This is a genomic window from Mycetohabitans rhizoxinica HKI 454 (assembly GCF_000198775.1).
Lineage (GTDB): Bacteria > Pseudomonadota > Gammaproteobacteria > Burkholderiales > Burkholderiaceae > Mycetohabitans > Mycetohabitans rhizoxinica.
The window spans coordinates 1,862,500-1,876,024 of the sequence record NC_014722.1; the positions used below are offsets into that span (position 1 = coordinate 1,862,500).

The following is a 13,525-nucleotide window of genomic DNA, read 5'->3' on the forward strand; positions in this document are numbered from 1 at the left end:
TCGTTATCCCGCGCTGGAGTTTACAGTGATTCACGCCCTTGAACGAGCAGCGTCTGCAGGCAGGAAGCGCATTGAATGGAAACTGGTCACCAATTCCCCGTCACTTCCCGCAAGCAGGCTGGTGGAAACTCGACTGGTATGCATTGCGATACACCAGGCCGTGCCAGCGACCAGGCCGTGCCAGTGGATGTAGGCGGGCAACAGCCACCATTCGGCGAGCGGCCACCATTTGCGGTGTCCATGCCGAGAAATAGGCCAAATTTAGAAATATGGTCCCAGTGGGCACCACGCTTGCTAATGTCGTATCAAGGCGCACCAATTGGTGCATGAGCGTACTGGCTATGTGATTGTCCGATATGAACTGCGCACCATGCCCCTTTACGGCGCTTAACGCGGTCACTGCCAGATCATCAGGTGGGTAGAGCGTTACATGACTTGCCAGAGGCTTAGGCAAAACGAGCGCAGGAGCAAAGAGGCAAAATTTTTTGAGTTTGTGAGCATCCATCGGCCATTATCATTAAAGGAGAAGCCCATGTCTGACACTTTGGTGAAACTCCGTGCTTTTGTGATCGACACTATCCTGAAAGGAAACGACTCAGATATTTCCGACGATCTAAATCTAAAAGAGTCGGGGCTCCTTTCATCTTTGGCCACCATGCGCCTGGTTTCGTTTGTGGAGGACGAATTCGGCCTCATCGTCGGGGTCAGCGACCCGAGGACGCGTTTCACCACGATTCGTGAGATTGCGTGCTATGTGGATGAAAAATCATCGGAAATCGAAAAATGACGGCCGACATTGTGACGCGGGAACGACAGTCCGAGCCATCGGCAGACTTGGCCAAATACTTAGACGACACGACGGCGCGACAGCCGAGCGCTCGTGCGCTCGTCGACTCCGACGGATCCGCGTTGAGCTATGCAGAACTTTCCGCTGCGGCCGATAGGATCGCCGTTTTTCTTCATCGCAAGGGGGTCGTTGCAGGGGATCGTGTCGGGCTTTTCATGCACAAAAGCGCGCACACGCTCGCGGCCATCTTCGGCATACTCCGGCTAGGCGCGGCCTATGTGCCCACAGACGCGGGCAGCTCAAGCACGCGTGCCGCCACCCTATTCGACGATTGCGATGTTCGGGTCATCTTCACCGATCCCGAGTCAGCACGACATTTAACACAACACGCCCCCCAGCTTAAACCACGCATAGTGGTGATGCAGCCACATCACGAGGAGGTGAACGACCCACGTGAGGACTGGCAGACGCTGGACATGCTGCACGGAGAGAAGCACGACTACCCACGCAACCCGCCGGATGCGAACCGGCTCGCCTACATCCTTTACACCTCCGGCTCCTCCGGGGTACCGAAAGGAGTCGCAATCAGCCAGCGCAACGCGGTGAGCTTCGTCGAATGGGCCTCGGCTGCCTTTAATGTAGCAGCACAAGACCAGGTATCCAGCCACGCCCCCTTGCACTTCGACCTGTCGATCTTCGACATCTATGTCTCCATTAAGAACGGCGCATGCATTCACCTGATCGACGCCGACCTTGCTGCAAGCCCACGTCATCTCGCCACCTTCCTCTCCACCCGGGCGATTACGGTTTGGTATTCGGCACCGGCCATTCTAGGTATGCTGGCCGAACAGCACAAGGCGCGCAACCCTGCCCCGAACCGGCTACGGCTCGTGCTCTTCGCCGGAGAAGTTTTCCCCATCGCGAAGTTGCGCAGGTTGCTGCAGCTGTGGCCCCAACCAGCCTACTACAATCTGTACGGCCCCACCGAGACCAACGTGTGCACCGCTTACCGTGTACCCACACCCATACCGGCAGAGCGCGTTGAACCGTTGCCGATCGGTCATCCCTGCGACCACTGCGACACGATCGTCGTGGATGAGCATCAACAACCGGTACCCGACGGTGAAGCCGGCCTGTTATGCGTCGCAGGACCGTCTGTCGCGACCGGCTATTGGAATGCTCCCGAGAAAACGGCTCAGCGATTTTTTCAACGCAACGGCCAACGCTGGTACAACACCGGGGACATCGTTCGCGCCTCGCCCGAAGGCTACCTCTTCCTGGGACGGCTTGATCGTATGATTAAGCGTCATGGATACCGAATTGAGTTGGATGAAATTGAATCATGCTTGGCCGCCCACCCTGAACTGACCGCCTGTGCGGTGGTCAGCTCCGGTTCCGACGGGAACACCACCATCACGGCATTTGTCGTGGCCCGCGATGCCCCACTCTGCCCAACAGATTTGAGTCGATTCTGCTACCACCGACTCGCACGGTACATGGTGCCCGACCAATTCCGCTACCTGCCTGATCTGCCCCGCACTTCGACGGGCAAGACCCACTATCAACTTTTGGAGCGTCAGTGCGATGCCAAACAAGTTTGATGAACGACGAATCGCGCTGCGCGAGCAGGCCGCACGTTTTGCCCGCGATCAGCTCAGCACAGACATCGCAGCCTCCGACCGTGCCAGCATTTTCCATCGAGACGGTTGGCGCCGATGCGCAGAATTTGGCCTGTTCAGTATGGCCCTACCCGAGGATCGTGGGGGCGCGGGCGCGCCCCTGTCCGACCTGCTCGCGGTCATGGAGGGCCTGGGGTACGGCAGCGAAGACTTGGGACTGCTGTTCTCGCTCAATGCTCACCTGTGGACCGTTGCCCTGCCACTAGCTATCCACGGCACACCGACCCAGCGTTCGCGCTTTCTGCCAGGCTTGATGGATGGCTCGTTGATCGGTGCCAATGCCTCGACGGAAGACGAAGCAGGCTCGGACGTGTTCTCCATGCGCACCCAAGCTATACGAGACGGCGACAGCTATGTCCTTAACGGTTCGAAAACCTATATCACCAATGCCCCCATCGCGGATCTGTGCGTCGTCTACGCCACCATCGACCCCACACTCGGTCCACTTGGCGTCACCGCGTTCCTGGTCGAGACGACCAACCCGGGCCTGGAGCTGAGCCCACCGTTGGAAAAGATGGGACTGCGCACCGCACAGATGGGCCGAATCACGCTTAAGGACTGCCGTGTCCCGGCCGATGCAATACTGGGAAGGGAAGGACGAGGCGTCAAGGTCTTTGAAAGTGCCATGGAATACGAACGGGGATGCATTCTTGCCACCACGTTGGGCGCCATGCGCCGCCACCTTGAAGCATGCATTACCCATGCGCGTACCCGCCGCCAGTTCGGCCAACCCATTGGAAAGCATCAGGCCGTCTCCCATCGCCTTGCCGACATGAAAGTCAACCTCGATGCCGCGTGCGAACTCGTCTACCGGGTAGGGCGGCTCAAGGACGCGGGCAAGGATGCCACACTGGAAGCGGCCTGTGCGAAGCTGTTCGTCTCCGAGGCGTACACGAAGTTTTCGATAGATGCACTGCGCATTTACGGCGCACAAGGCTACCTAGCTGAAACCTCCACTGAAAGAGGACTGCGCGACGCCATCGCATCCCTCCTCTATTCGGGAACATCCGATATTCAGCGCAACATCATTGCCACCGAGCTGGGATTATGAACGGACACAGACAGCGATGCGCCAGCGCAGCGTAGCGATCGAATCAAGCCCGTGTCGCTGTGCGCACTGCGCGGCACAACCCTGAATCGACGAGGAAAACATCGAGATAACAAGCAGAACATAACGACAAACAGAAGCACACGCGCCGCACTCAAAGCCCTTGCCAGCCGAATCCATCCTCTTGTGTCGCAACAATCACATCGGCCGAGGACGCACCGAGGACCGTCGCCAATGCATCTCGCGCAAGTTCGGGTAGATTATTCTGCTGCGACAGGTGGGCCGCGACAATGCAGCGTAGCTTCGAGCGGTCGATCGCCGCCAGGATCGCCGCCGCCTCGTCATTGTTCAAGTGTCCGTGCGTGCCGCCGACCCGGGCCTTCAGCGAGGGTGGATAGCGGCTTTGCGCGAGCATGCGCACGTCGTGGTTACATTCCAATACCAAACCGTCGCAGCCATCCAGCATCTGGATAATGTGCGGCGTCGACGTGCCTACGTCAGTCAGCACGCCAACGCGGTGCTGACCATCGCCGAACACGAACTGCAGCGGCTCGCGCGCGTCATGCGGCACGGTATACGGCAGCCATTCCAAGTCGCCGATGCCAACCGGCTCCCCACCCCACAACACCCGCCATTCGACACCCCGCGCATCGTCTGCGCCGACCGCCTGTGCCGTGCCCCAGCTCATGTAGAGCGGAATCGACGCCCGCCGGGCAACGGCCAGCGCACTGCCGATGTGGTCGGCGTGCTCATGCGTGATCACGATCGCGTGCAACGCATCAAGCGTGACGTCTAAGCGGGCGAGCCGCCGCTCAAGTTCGCGCGCGGAAAACCCGCAATCGAGCAGCACGCGGGTCGTCGTGGTGCCGTCTTGCGCCTCGACAAGCAGCGAGTTGCCGTCGCTGCCGCTGCCTAAGCTCGCAAAACGCACGGTATCACCCGATCAGCAGGTTGCAATCCGGATAAGCTCAATTTAGCTGCTGATGCAAGGCCGCCACCAGCCGCTGCGCATCGCTGGACGTATCGAGTTGGCCACTCGAGTCGATCACCGCAACCTGCGTGGCGCCGTCGCCCTTTGGGCGGATGTTGACCAGGTACTCCTTGCCGATGACATTCGGCTTGCCACCATAGATCAACCTGCCAAGCAGTCCCTCTCGCTTAATCTCCTGCACAGGATCATTGAAACGGACGTAATAGATGCCGCGCTCACGATCGCGGTTATCGACGGCAAAGTTCGTGCGATCGAGCGCCAGGCCGACGCGCAACCACGCGCGGTCAAACGACTCGGCCAAGTCGATCGTCGATGCGCCTGCGCTGCCGATCGCCACCTCCACCTTCGGGCCGGTGTGCCGCGCGCCGTCGAGCAACTGCTGGGCTTGCTTGTCGGTCAGCCCGAACTGCTGCATCAGTTGCGCATAGATCGCCGCCTCCAGCTTCGGATCACGCGGCCGCTCGACCCAGCGCGACGACGTCTTGTCCCGTCCGGTCAGCACTTCCTCCCTCGCGGTGTGCGATATGGTGATCACGGTGGCGTTGCTGTTCGCATTGCGCTCGACCAGCATGCGAAAGCGATCGCGCGTGCCCGACGAGTACACGAAGTCCAACAGCTTGCCCATCGAATTGCGGAACCAGTCGCCCGGGATCTTTGCGCGGTTCTCGGCCCAGTCCGTCTCGATGATTCCCGTTGCCGGCGAATCCGTCTTCAGCACGAAGCCGCTCTGCGCCCAGAACGCCTTGAGCTGCGGCCACAACTCGTCCGGCGTGCGCCCGTTGACCACCAGCCAGCGGCGCGTGCCATCCTGCTCCATGTGCATCCCATAGGGATCCTGCGCGGTAGGCACGCCCTCGGTCGTATTGCCGGCCGGCGTCGCGGCCCGCGTCGGCTGCCCGCCCAGGCCCGCGGTCGTGGACGGAGCGACATAACGCTGATCCAGCGGCGCAGTCTTCAGATCCGCCGGCACCTCGAGCCGCGGCGCGGAAGTCGCGCCCTTGTAGTCGACGCGATCCGGCGCGAGCACGTCATTGAGCGTGTCACAACCTGCCAGCGACAACGCAGCAACCGCCCATACTGTCACGCGCAACCCGCGCGCGGAGAAATCGAAACGTTTCATGAAATCCTTCGTGATGCGAATGGTGCCTGCTGGCCCGGCCATGCAGTCGTCTCGGCAGGGCGCGGTCAATCGGTCAACTCCGCGTCGCGCAGCGCGGCGCGTACCGTTTCATGATGGTGATCGGCCAGCGGTGTCAGCGGCAGGCGGATGCCGCCGCGGATTTTGCCCATCTGCTGCAATGCCCATTTGACCGGGATCGGGTTCGACTCGGCGAACAGGTGCTTGTGCAACGACAACAGCTTCAGGTGGATGGCCCGCGCGCTCTTCGCATCACCGGCGATCGCGGCGCGGCACAGCGCACTCATCGCGCGCGGCGCCACGTTGGCCGTGACCGAGATATTGCCGTGTCCACCCAGCAGCATCAACGCGATCGCGGTCGGATCGTCGCCGCTGAAAATCGAGAAATCGGCCGGTGCTGCCTTGATCAGATGCGCCGCGCGATCGATATTGCCAGTCGCATCCTTCACGCCCGCAATGCCTGGCACCTGAGCGAGCCGCAGGATCGTCTCGTTGCTGATGTCGGCGACGGTACGGCCCGGCACATTGTACAGAAACACCGGCAGGTCAACTGCCTCAGCGATCGCTCTGAAATGCCGGTACATCCCTTCCTGTGTCGGCTTGTTGTAGTACGGCACGACCTGCAGCGACGCGTCAGCGCCGACCTCCTTGGCCGCCCGGGTCAACTCGATCGCTTCGGCAGTCGAGTTGCCGCCCGCGCCGGCGATAATCGGGATGCGACGCGCCGCTTGCTCGACCGCCGTCTTGACCAGCAACACATGCTCCTCGACCGATACTGTCGCCGACTCGCCGCTCGTGCCGACCACGACCAGCGCATCGCTGCCTTCTTCGATATGCCAGTCGATCAGCGCGCGCAGCGCCGGAAGGTCCAACGCCCCGTCATCCAACATCGGCGTGACAATCGCCGGGATGCTGCCGCCAATCGGTGTGGCTTGCATTGCTTGGCTCATGAAACTGTCTGAAAAATCAATCGTTAAACTGAGATTGTAGCGGATTGGTCCGGCAAATCGTATCTCGCTGGCCCATCATGTGCCCCCGTTTTACGGCTGCGCACGTCACCGCGGCTTTCTCGAACGGCACACAGCCGCTGCACGAACGCGGGCTTAGGCCCGGCAATAAAGCCGTCCTCGAACGCAACGACGCGCAACGCGGCGTGCCGCGCTACCTCCAGCAGCTCGCCCGCGCGTAACAGGAAGCGCGGGTTCGAGGGCCGCCCCAGCGTTTCGTGGCCCTGCGCGAACGTCTCGTACAGCAGCACGCCGCCCGACGCCAGCGCGTCGGTCAGGTCATCGAACAGCGGCCGGTGCAGATACTGCGTGACGACGACAGCCGCGAAGCGCTGGTGCGCCTCGAAGGGCCATGCCGCGCTATCCTCATCCGGCTCCAAGTCGGCATGCACGATGCGCACCGTCGGCCATTCGGCCAGCGCGGCCAACGCCTGCGCATCGCGATCCAACGCGACGACCGGATGGCCGCGCTGGGCAAACCAGCGCACATGCCGGCCGCGGCCGCACGCCACGTCGAGCACGGTGCCATCGCGCGGCACCAGATGGGTCCATCGGCGGACCCACTCGGAGGCAACAGCGATCGCCATCAGCTGTACGACAGCCCCATGGCCTCGCGCACATCGCGCATCGTCTCATGAGCGAGTTTGCGCGCCTTGTCGCAGCCGTGCGCGACGATCGCGCGCAGCAGTGACGGATCATCCATGTACTTCTGTGCCCGCTCGAGCATCGGCTGCTGCTCGCGCAGGATGCCGTCGATCACTGGCTGCTTGCACTCCAAGCAGCCGATCCCGGCGCTGCGGCAACCGCGCTGCACCCATTCGTGCGTCGGTTGATCTGTATAGACCTGGTGCAGCTGCCATACCGGGCATTTGTCCGGATCGCCCGGATCGCTGCGGCGCACGCGCGCCGGGTCGGTCGGCATCGTGCGGACCTTTTTCTCGATCGACACCTTGTCTTCTCTCAGCCCAATCGTATTGCCGTACGATTTGGACATCTTCTGCCCATCGAGCCCCGGCATCCGCGATGCCTCGGTCAGCAGCACCTGCGGCTCTACCAAAATGATCTTGCGCGAGCCTTCGAGATAGCCGAACAGCCGTTCGCGGTCACTCAGCGACAGGCTTTGCGACTCCTGCAGCAGCGCGCGCGCCTGCTCCAGCGCCTCTTCGTCGCCCTCCTGCTGATAAGCATTGCGCAACTCATGGTACAGCTTGGAGCGCTTGCCGCCGAGTTTTCGCGCTGCCTCGTTGGCCTTGTCCTCGAAGCCCGGCTCGCGACCATACAAGTAGTTGAAGCGGCGTGCGATCTCGCGCGTCATTTCCACGTGCGGCACCTGGTCCTCGCCCACTGGCACCAGCGACGCGCGGTACAGCAGGATGTCCGCGGCCATCAGCACCGGATAGCCGAGAAAACCGTACGTGCCTAGATCCTTATCGCGCAGTTTCTCGATCTGCTCCCTGTAGGTCGGCACCCGCTCGAGCCAGCCAAGCGGCGTGCTCATGCCCAGCAGCAGCGACAACTCCGCGTGCTCCTGCACGCGGCTCTGTATGAACAGCGTGGCCTGCGCCGGATCAATGCCGGACGCGAGCCAGTCGATCAGCACTTCCCACACGTTGTTCTCAATCACATCCGGTGTTTCATAGTGCGTCGTTAGCGCATGCAGATCGACCACACTGAAAAAGCACGGATACTCGGATTGCAGCTTGATCCAGTTCTTCAGCACGCCATGGTAATGGCCAAGGTGCAGCGAGCCGGTCGGGCGCATGCCGGAGAAGATACGGTCGGGGAACATGGTATCGAAAGGTCGAATGTGAGGAAATCGTCGGAGCCTAGCCAATGCCCGCTCAGACGTGGCTGAACAAAGAAACGATAGGACGCAATATGCCGAACACGACTTCGTAGCCCACGGTCACCAGCGGACGCAGCCACAATGTATCGAGCACGCGTGTCATCACTAGCGCCATCACGATGAAAAAGCCGTAGGGCTCGATCTTCGCGAAGCGGTACGCGGCGCGCACCGGCAATAGCGCGGTGAGTACACGGCCCCCATCGAGCGGCAGCAGCGGAAACAGGTTCAGCGCGCCTAGCACGAGGTTCACCGCGACACCCGCTGACGCCATACGCACAAAAAACGGCTCTTCGACGTCAAGGCCGCGCAGTCCGATCGCAATACAGGCCCACACGAACGCTTGCAATAGGTTGCACGCGGGACCCGCGAGTGCGACCCAGAGGCTGTCCCAGCGAGGATTACGCAAGCGGCCGAAGTCGACCGGCACCGGTTTCGCATAGCCGAAGATAAACGCACCGCTGGTTGCAAATAACATAATCAGCGGGATCACAATCGTGCCCATCGGATCGATGTGACGCATCGGATTAAGCGAGATACGCCCCATTAGATACGCCGTATTGTCGCCAAAGCGGCGGGCGACGATGCCATGCGCCGCTTCATGCAACGTGATCGCGAAGAGCAGCGGCAACGCGCTGACCAAGATTGTCTGTACGAGAGAGTCCATCGCGCTATTGTAACAAGGCGCCGATGGCCAGCCGCGCGCACGCGACATGCCGCACGCTGCGCCGGCCAGAACTCACGGCGCGAGCCCGAAGGGCTCCAACGGGCCACGGCCGACCCGCACGAGCACTGGCGCATCTCCGCTCAAGTCGATTACGGTTGACGGCTCGGCCGCGCACGCGCCCCCGTCAATCACGAGATCGAGTTGTTTTTCCAGCTGCGCGCGGATCGCTTCGGGCTCGTTCAGCGGCTCATCGTCGCCAGGCAAGATCAACGTTGACGCGATCACCGGCTGCCCAAGCGCTTCGAGCAGCGCAAGTGTGATCGCGTGATCCGGCACGCGCAGCCCGATGGTCTTACGCGACGGATGCGACAGGCGCCGCGGCACTTCCTTGGTCGCCTGCAGGATGAACACATAGGGGCCCGGCGTGACGGCCTTGATCAACCGATACTGCCGGTTGTCTACCATCGCGAACGTTGCCAATTCGGACAGGTCACGTACCATCAGCGACAAATGCCGGCGCTCGTTAAGGCCGCGGATGCGTCGCAACTGCTCGACGGCGGCCTTGTCGTCGAGATGGCAGGCAAGCGCATAGCTCGAATCGGTCGGCAACGCGACGACGCCGCCACCGTCGATGATCTGCGCGGCCTGTTTAATCAGCCTCGGTTGCGGGTTGTCCGGGTGGATGCGGAAGTATTGGGACATGGATCGGTCAGAGCCAGCGAGTCCACACCGGCGTCAGATCCGACGGCAACGGCGGCAAGCTACCCAGCTCAGTTGCGCCGTCGCCGGGCGCATGGAAATCGGAGCCGCGCGAGGCCTGCAAGCCGAAGCGCCGCGCCACTTGCGCATATTCGCGGTACTGGTCCGGCGTATGGCTGCCGGTCACCACCTCGATTGCCTCGCCGCCGAGTTGCTTGAATGTCGAGAGCAACGTGTCCAACTCCAACGACGTGTACTTGTAGCGTCCCGGATGCGCAAGCACTGCCACGCCGCCCGCGCCGAGAATCCATCCCATTGCATCCTCGAGCGTAGCCCAGCGGTGTGGCACATACCCTGGCTTGTTCTGCACAAGGTAGCGAGCGAACACGTCGGCGGTGGACACCGCATAACCTGCGTCGACGAGAAAACGCGCAAAGTGCGTGCGCGAGATCAAGTCCGGATTCGATACATAGCGCAGCGCGCCTTCATACGCATGATCGATGCCGACCTCGGCGAGCCGCCGGCCGATCTCGACCGCCCTTGCCTGCCGGCCACTGCGCGTCGCCGCCAGCCCATCGACCAGCGCGCGGTGGCCTTCATCGATGCCCAGCCCCACCACGTGGATGGTACGCGAGGCCCACGTCACCGAAATTTCGACGCCGGTCACATAGCGCATCTGCAACGCCGCGGCAGCTGCGCGCGCCTGCGCGAGGCCGCGCACCTCGTCGTGGTCGGTCAGCGCCCACAACTGCACGCCGCCGTCGGCCGCGCGGCGCGCAACGTCGGCGGGCGACAGGCGTCCGTCTGAAAGGGTCGAGTGGCAATGGAGATCAGCATTCATGGTCGTTCACGGCAGGTCCGACCATTCTACTGCAAGCGCGGCGCAGCGGTCCGCGCCGCCGCGCGCCATGGTGCAGCGCCGTGACGGATCAAGCACAAAACGCGTCGATCAACGCCGCCACCTGCTCCGGCTGGTCATGATGCAGCATATGGCCCGCGTCCGCGATGGTCTTCTGCTGCCAGTGCTTGAACGCCCGGAACCGCGCCTTGAACGCCGGGATCGGCACATCGCCGGCCAGCGCGTGTAATGTCGGCGAATCGACAGCCTCGACATGCAACACCTTCGCGCTCACGCGCGCCCACACCGCCATCACCTCGTCGAGGTGATACAGCAACGGCCCGCGCAGCTTGTGCGCGGGATCCGCCAGCAACTCGAAGCGCCCGTGCGCACGCTGGCGCGACCAGTGTGTCGCCAGGAACGCGGCACGCGACGGCGCCAGGCGCGGGTTAGTCTGGGTCAGCCGTGCCGCCACCTCGTCTAATGACGCATAGGTTTTCAACGTGGGCGGCTGGCGCAAGTCATCGAGCCAGTGCTCGATACGCGCGCCGGCATGGGCGGGATTGGACGCCGGCAGGCCGAACCCTTCCAGGTCCACGACGCGACGCACCCGGTGCGGTCGCACGCCGGCGTACAGGCAAGCCAGGTTCGCTCCCATGCTATGGCCGACCAAGTTCACCGGCCGCTCAGGCGCGTACCGATCCAGCAACGCATCGAGATCCGCCAGGTAATCGTGGAATCCATAATGTCCCCCGCCGTGTTGCTGCACGGGCCAATCCGATAATCCGAATCCTCGTGCGTCGGGCGCGATCACGCGCCAGTTCCCGCCTAGCGCGTCGACGACAAACTGGAACGAGGCCGATACGTCCATCCAGCCGTGCAGCATGAACAACATCGGCGCATCATCCGGGCCCCAGCAACGCACATGCAGCTTCACGCCGCGCACCGTGAAGAACTCGGAGGTTGAAGCATCCATCTGACCGCCTAAAAAGCGAATGATCGTTCGATTATAGCGGCGTCCACGCTGTGGCGCATCAGCGATGCTGACTTACGTGGCGTCATACTGTCCCGTTCCGTCCCCGGTCGGCTCGTCGGCTCGGGCTCGGGTCGGGCCCGGCTCATCTCGGCTCATCTCGGCTCATCTCGGCTCATCTCGGCTCATCTCGGCTCATCTCGGCTCAGCCCGACTCAGCTCCGCTCATCTCGGCTTGACTCGGCTCGCCGGATCGGGTCATCGCGCCGGCTCTGCTCATGTCACAAAAGCGCGTCCGGATGGTTCAGCGCGGCAAGCTCCGCGTCGTCAAAGCCCGCCGCGCGACGCGCATCGACGTTGAACGGGCCCTTCAGCCGCGGCGCGCGATACTCGCTCGCAAGCCGGGCGTAAGTGGACAGCGGCGCGATGCCGGCGCGCTCGCACAACCAACGGAACCAATGGTTGCCGATTCGCACATGCCCAATCTCGTCGCGCAGAATCACATCAAGGATGCGCGCGGCGGCCAGATCGCCGGCCTGCTCAAGCTTGCGGCGAATCGGCGGCGACGCATCGAGTCCGCGTGCCTCCAGCGTGCGCGGCACCAATGCGATACGCGCGAGCACATCCGCACGCGTGCGCTCGGCCATCTCCCACAACCCGTCGTGCGCCGGAAAGTCCCCGTACACATACCCGAGCGTGCCCAGATGATCGGACAACAGTGTGAAGTGATACGCTTCCTCTTCGGCCACGCTCAGCCAGTCGCGATAGAACGCATCGGGCAACCCCGGAAATCGCCAGATCGCATCGAGTGCGAGATTGATCGCGTTGAACTCGATATGCGCCAGCGCGTGCAGCAGCGCCGCTCGTCCCTGCTCCGTATGCATGCTGCGCCGCTCCAGGCGCTCGGGCGCGACGCGCCGTGGACGCGCCGGGCGCCCCGGCACGCCCGGCGGCTCGCCGAGCACCCGACTCGCATCGATGACGCCGCTGCCCGAGCGCCAGTGCGCGCCAAGCGCGGTCACCGCATCGACCTTGTCTCGCGGATCGGTGAGCAGGAGCGCCTCCAGCGCGCGCTGCCGCAAGCACGACTGAACGAGTGACTCGACCATGTTGATGCTTCCTCATGCTGGCGGCGCTAGGACGGCAACTGCGGTAACGGGCTGCGCGCAGCCCGGACGCAGCCGCTGACGCGCCGGTACAATATCGTTTTGGGCAATGTCCCGTGGCATGCATTTTACCGGCGCGCTCGCGCGTCACGGACTATCTGGTCACGGGCTATCTGGCCGGCGGGGCCGGACTTCGATAAGGAGACAATGTGGCGATCTACAAGCTCGGCGAGGATGCGCCAACGATCCATGAATCCGCATTCGTCGCCGACAGCGCAACGGTGATCGGCCAGGTCGTGCTCGCCGAAAACACCAGTGTGTGGTTCTCGGCGGTGCTGCGCGGCGACAACGAACCGTTGACGGTCGGCGCCGGCAGTAACGTGCAGGACGGCGTGGTGATGCATACGGATCCGGGCTTTGCATTGACCATCGGCAAGAACGTATCGATCGGACACCAGGCGATGTTGCACGGATGCACAATCCATGACAACACGTTGATCGGCATCCAGGCCGTGGTGATGAACGGCGCTGTAATCGGCTGCAATTGCCTAGTGGGCGCCGGCGCGGTGGTCACCGAGGGCAAGACATTTCCGGACAATTCGCTGATTCTCGGCGCGCCAGCGCGCGTGGTGCGCCCGCTCAGCGATGACGAGATTCAGAGTCTGCAAAGGAACGCACGCAGTTACATCGAGCGGCGCCAGCTGTTCAAGGAAAACCTGGTGCGCATCGGCTGATCCGGACCACCGGGC

Annotated in this window: 15 protein-coding genes; 4 read left to right on the top strand and 11 right to left on the bottom strand. The window is 62.6% G+C overall.

The genetic code is table 11. The annotated features are described in order from the left end of the window. Nucleotides 1-100: 100 nt before the first annotated feature. Entirely contained in the window at nucleotides 101-505 is a 405-nt protein-coding gene (locus tag RBRH_RS18930; RefSeq protein WP_157864400.1) for a hypothetical protein, read from the bottom strand. Nucleotides 506-532: 27 nt separating this feature from the next. On the opposite strand from RBRH_RS18930, the gene RBRH_RS08110 reads away from it, so the two are divergent. From RBRH_RS08110 to RBRH_RS08120, 3 genes are read left to right on the top strand one after another with little or no spacing between them, the layout of a single operon-like run. Further along, on the top strand, nucleotides 533-787 hold the full coding sequence (locus RBRH_RS08110; RefSeq protein WP_157864401.1) for an acyl carrier protein: 255 nt from the start codon (nucleotides 533-535) through the stop codon (nucleotides 785-787). Continuing rightward, the gene (locus RBRH_RS08115) at nucleotides 784-2,388 is read left to right on the top strand and encodes an amino acid adenylation domain-containing protein (protein WP_013435684.1); all 1,605 of its coding nucleotides are present in this window, start codon (nucleotides 784-786) and stop codon (nucleotides 2,386-2,388) included. Before RBRH_RS08110 ends, RBRH_RS08115 begins: the two co-directional genes overlap by 4 nt. Continuing rightward, nucleotides 2,372-3,517, top strand: a complete 1,146-nt coding sequence (locus RBRH_RS08120) for an acyl-CoA dehydrogenase family protein (RefSeq protein ID WP_013435685.1) — start codon at nucleotides 2,372-2,374, stop codon at nucleotides 3,515-3,517. The genes RBRH_RS08115 and RBRH_RS08120 overlap by 17 nt, the downstream gene beginning before the upstream one ends. A gap of 151 nt (nucleotides 3,518-3,668) precedes the next feature. On the opposite strand, the gene RBRH_RS08125 is transcribed toward RBRH_RS08120, so the two are convergent. The 10 genes from RBRH_RS08125 to RBRH_RS08170 all read right to left on the bottom strand — a co-directional run bounded on the left by RBRH_RS08125 (nucleotide 3,669) and on the right by RBRH_RS08170 (nucleotide 12,779). Further along, complete coding sequence (locus RBRH_RS08125; RefSeq protein WP_013435686.1) at nucleotides 3,669-4,445, bottom strand: MBL fold metallo-hydrolase; 777 nt, start codon at nucleotides 4,443-4,445, stop codon at nucleotides 3,669-3,671. Between the two features lie 37 nt (nucleotides 4,446-4,482). Next, on the bottom strand, nucleotides 4,483-5,625 hold the full coding sequence (gene bamC / locus RBRH_RS08130) for an outer membrane protein assembly factor BamC (RefSeq protein WP_041754342.1): 1,143 nt from the start codon (nucleotides 5,623-5,625) through the stop codon (nucleotides 4,483-4,485). A gap of 65 nt (nucleotides 5,626-5,690) precedes the next feature. Beyond that, complete coding sequence (gene dapA / locus RBRH_RS08135) at nucleotides 5,691-6,593, bottom strand: 4-hydroxy-tetrahydrodipicolinate synthase (protein ID WP_013435688.1); 903 nt, start codon at nucleotides 6,591-6,593, stop codon at nucleotides 5,691-5,693. A 23-nt stretch (nucleotides 6,594-6,616) separates the two neighbouring features. After that, nucleotides 6,617-7,237 (bottom strand): class I SAM-dependent methyltransferase, encoded by a 621-nt coding sequence (locus RBRH_RS08140; protein WP_013435689.1) that lies wholly within the window; start codon nucleotides 7,235-7,237, stop codon nucleotides 6,617-6,619. After that, nucleotides 7,237-8,439: a tryptophan--tRNA ligase gene (locus RBRH_RS08145; RefSeq protein WP_041753675.1), complete on the bottom strand. Its 1,203-nt coding sequence runs from the start codon at nucleotides 8,437-8,439 to the stop codon at nucleotides 7,237-7,239. The genes RBRH_RS08140 and RBRH_RS08145 overlap by 1 nt, the downstream gene beginning before the upstream one ends. Before the next feature lie 52 nt (nucleotides 8,440-8,491). After that, nucleotides 8,492-9,160, bottom strand: a complete 669-nt coding sequence (locus tag RBRH_RS08150) for a site-2 protease family protein (RefSeq protein WP_041754343.1) — start codon at nucleotides 9,158-9,160, stop codon at nucleotides 8,492-8,494. A gap of 72 nt (nucleotides 9,161-9,232) precedes the next feature. Continuing rightward, a complete protein-coding gene (locus tag RBRH_RS08155) occupies nucleotides 9,233-9,862 on the bottom strand; it encodes an L-threonylcarbamoyladenylate synthase (RefSeq protein WP_013435692.1) in 630 nt (209 codons plus the stop codon). A 7-nt stretch (nucleotides 9,863-9,869) separates the two neighbouring features. Then, nucleotides 9,870-10,700, bottom strand: a complete 831-nt coding sequence (locus RBRH_RS08160) for a 3',5'-nucleoside bisphosphate phosphatase (RefSeq protein ID WP_013435693.1) — start codon at nucleotides 10,698-10,700, stop codon at nucleotides 9,870-9,872. 88 nt (nucleotides 10,701-10,788) lie between these two features. Further along, a complete protein-coding gene (locus RBRH_RS08165) occupies nucleotides 10,789-11,673 on the bottom strand; it encodes an alpha/beta fold hydrolase (RefSeq protein ID WP_013435694.1) in 885 nt (294 codons plus the stop codon). A 278-nt stretch (nucleotides 11,674-11,951) separates the two neighbouring features. Further along, the gene (locus RBRH_RS08170) at nucleotides 11,952-12,779 is read right to left on the bottom strand and encodes a ferritin-like domain-containing protein (protein ID WP_013435695.1); all 828 of its coding nucleotides are present in this window, start codon (nucleotides 12,777-12,779) and stop codon (nucleotides 11,952-11,954) included. 206 nt (nucleotides 12,780-12,985) lie between these two features. Here RBRH_RS08170 and RBRH_RS08175 point away from each other — a divergent pair, with 206 nt between their 5' ends. Further along, nucleotides 12,986-13,510 carry a gamma carbonic anhydrase family protein gene (locus tag RBRH_RS08175; protein ID WP_013435696.1) on the top strand — a complete coding sequence of 175 codons (525 nt, stop codon included), beginning with the start codon at nucleotides 12,986-12,988 and terminating at the stop codon, nucleotides 13,508-13,510. The last annotated feature ends 15 nt before the right edge of the window (nucleotides 13,511-13,525 follow it).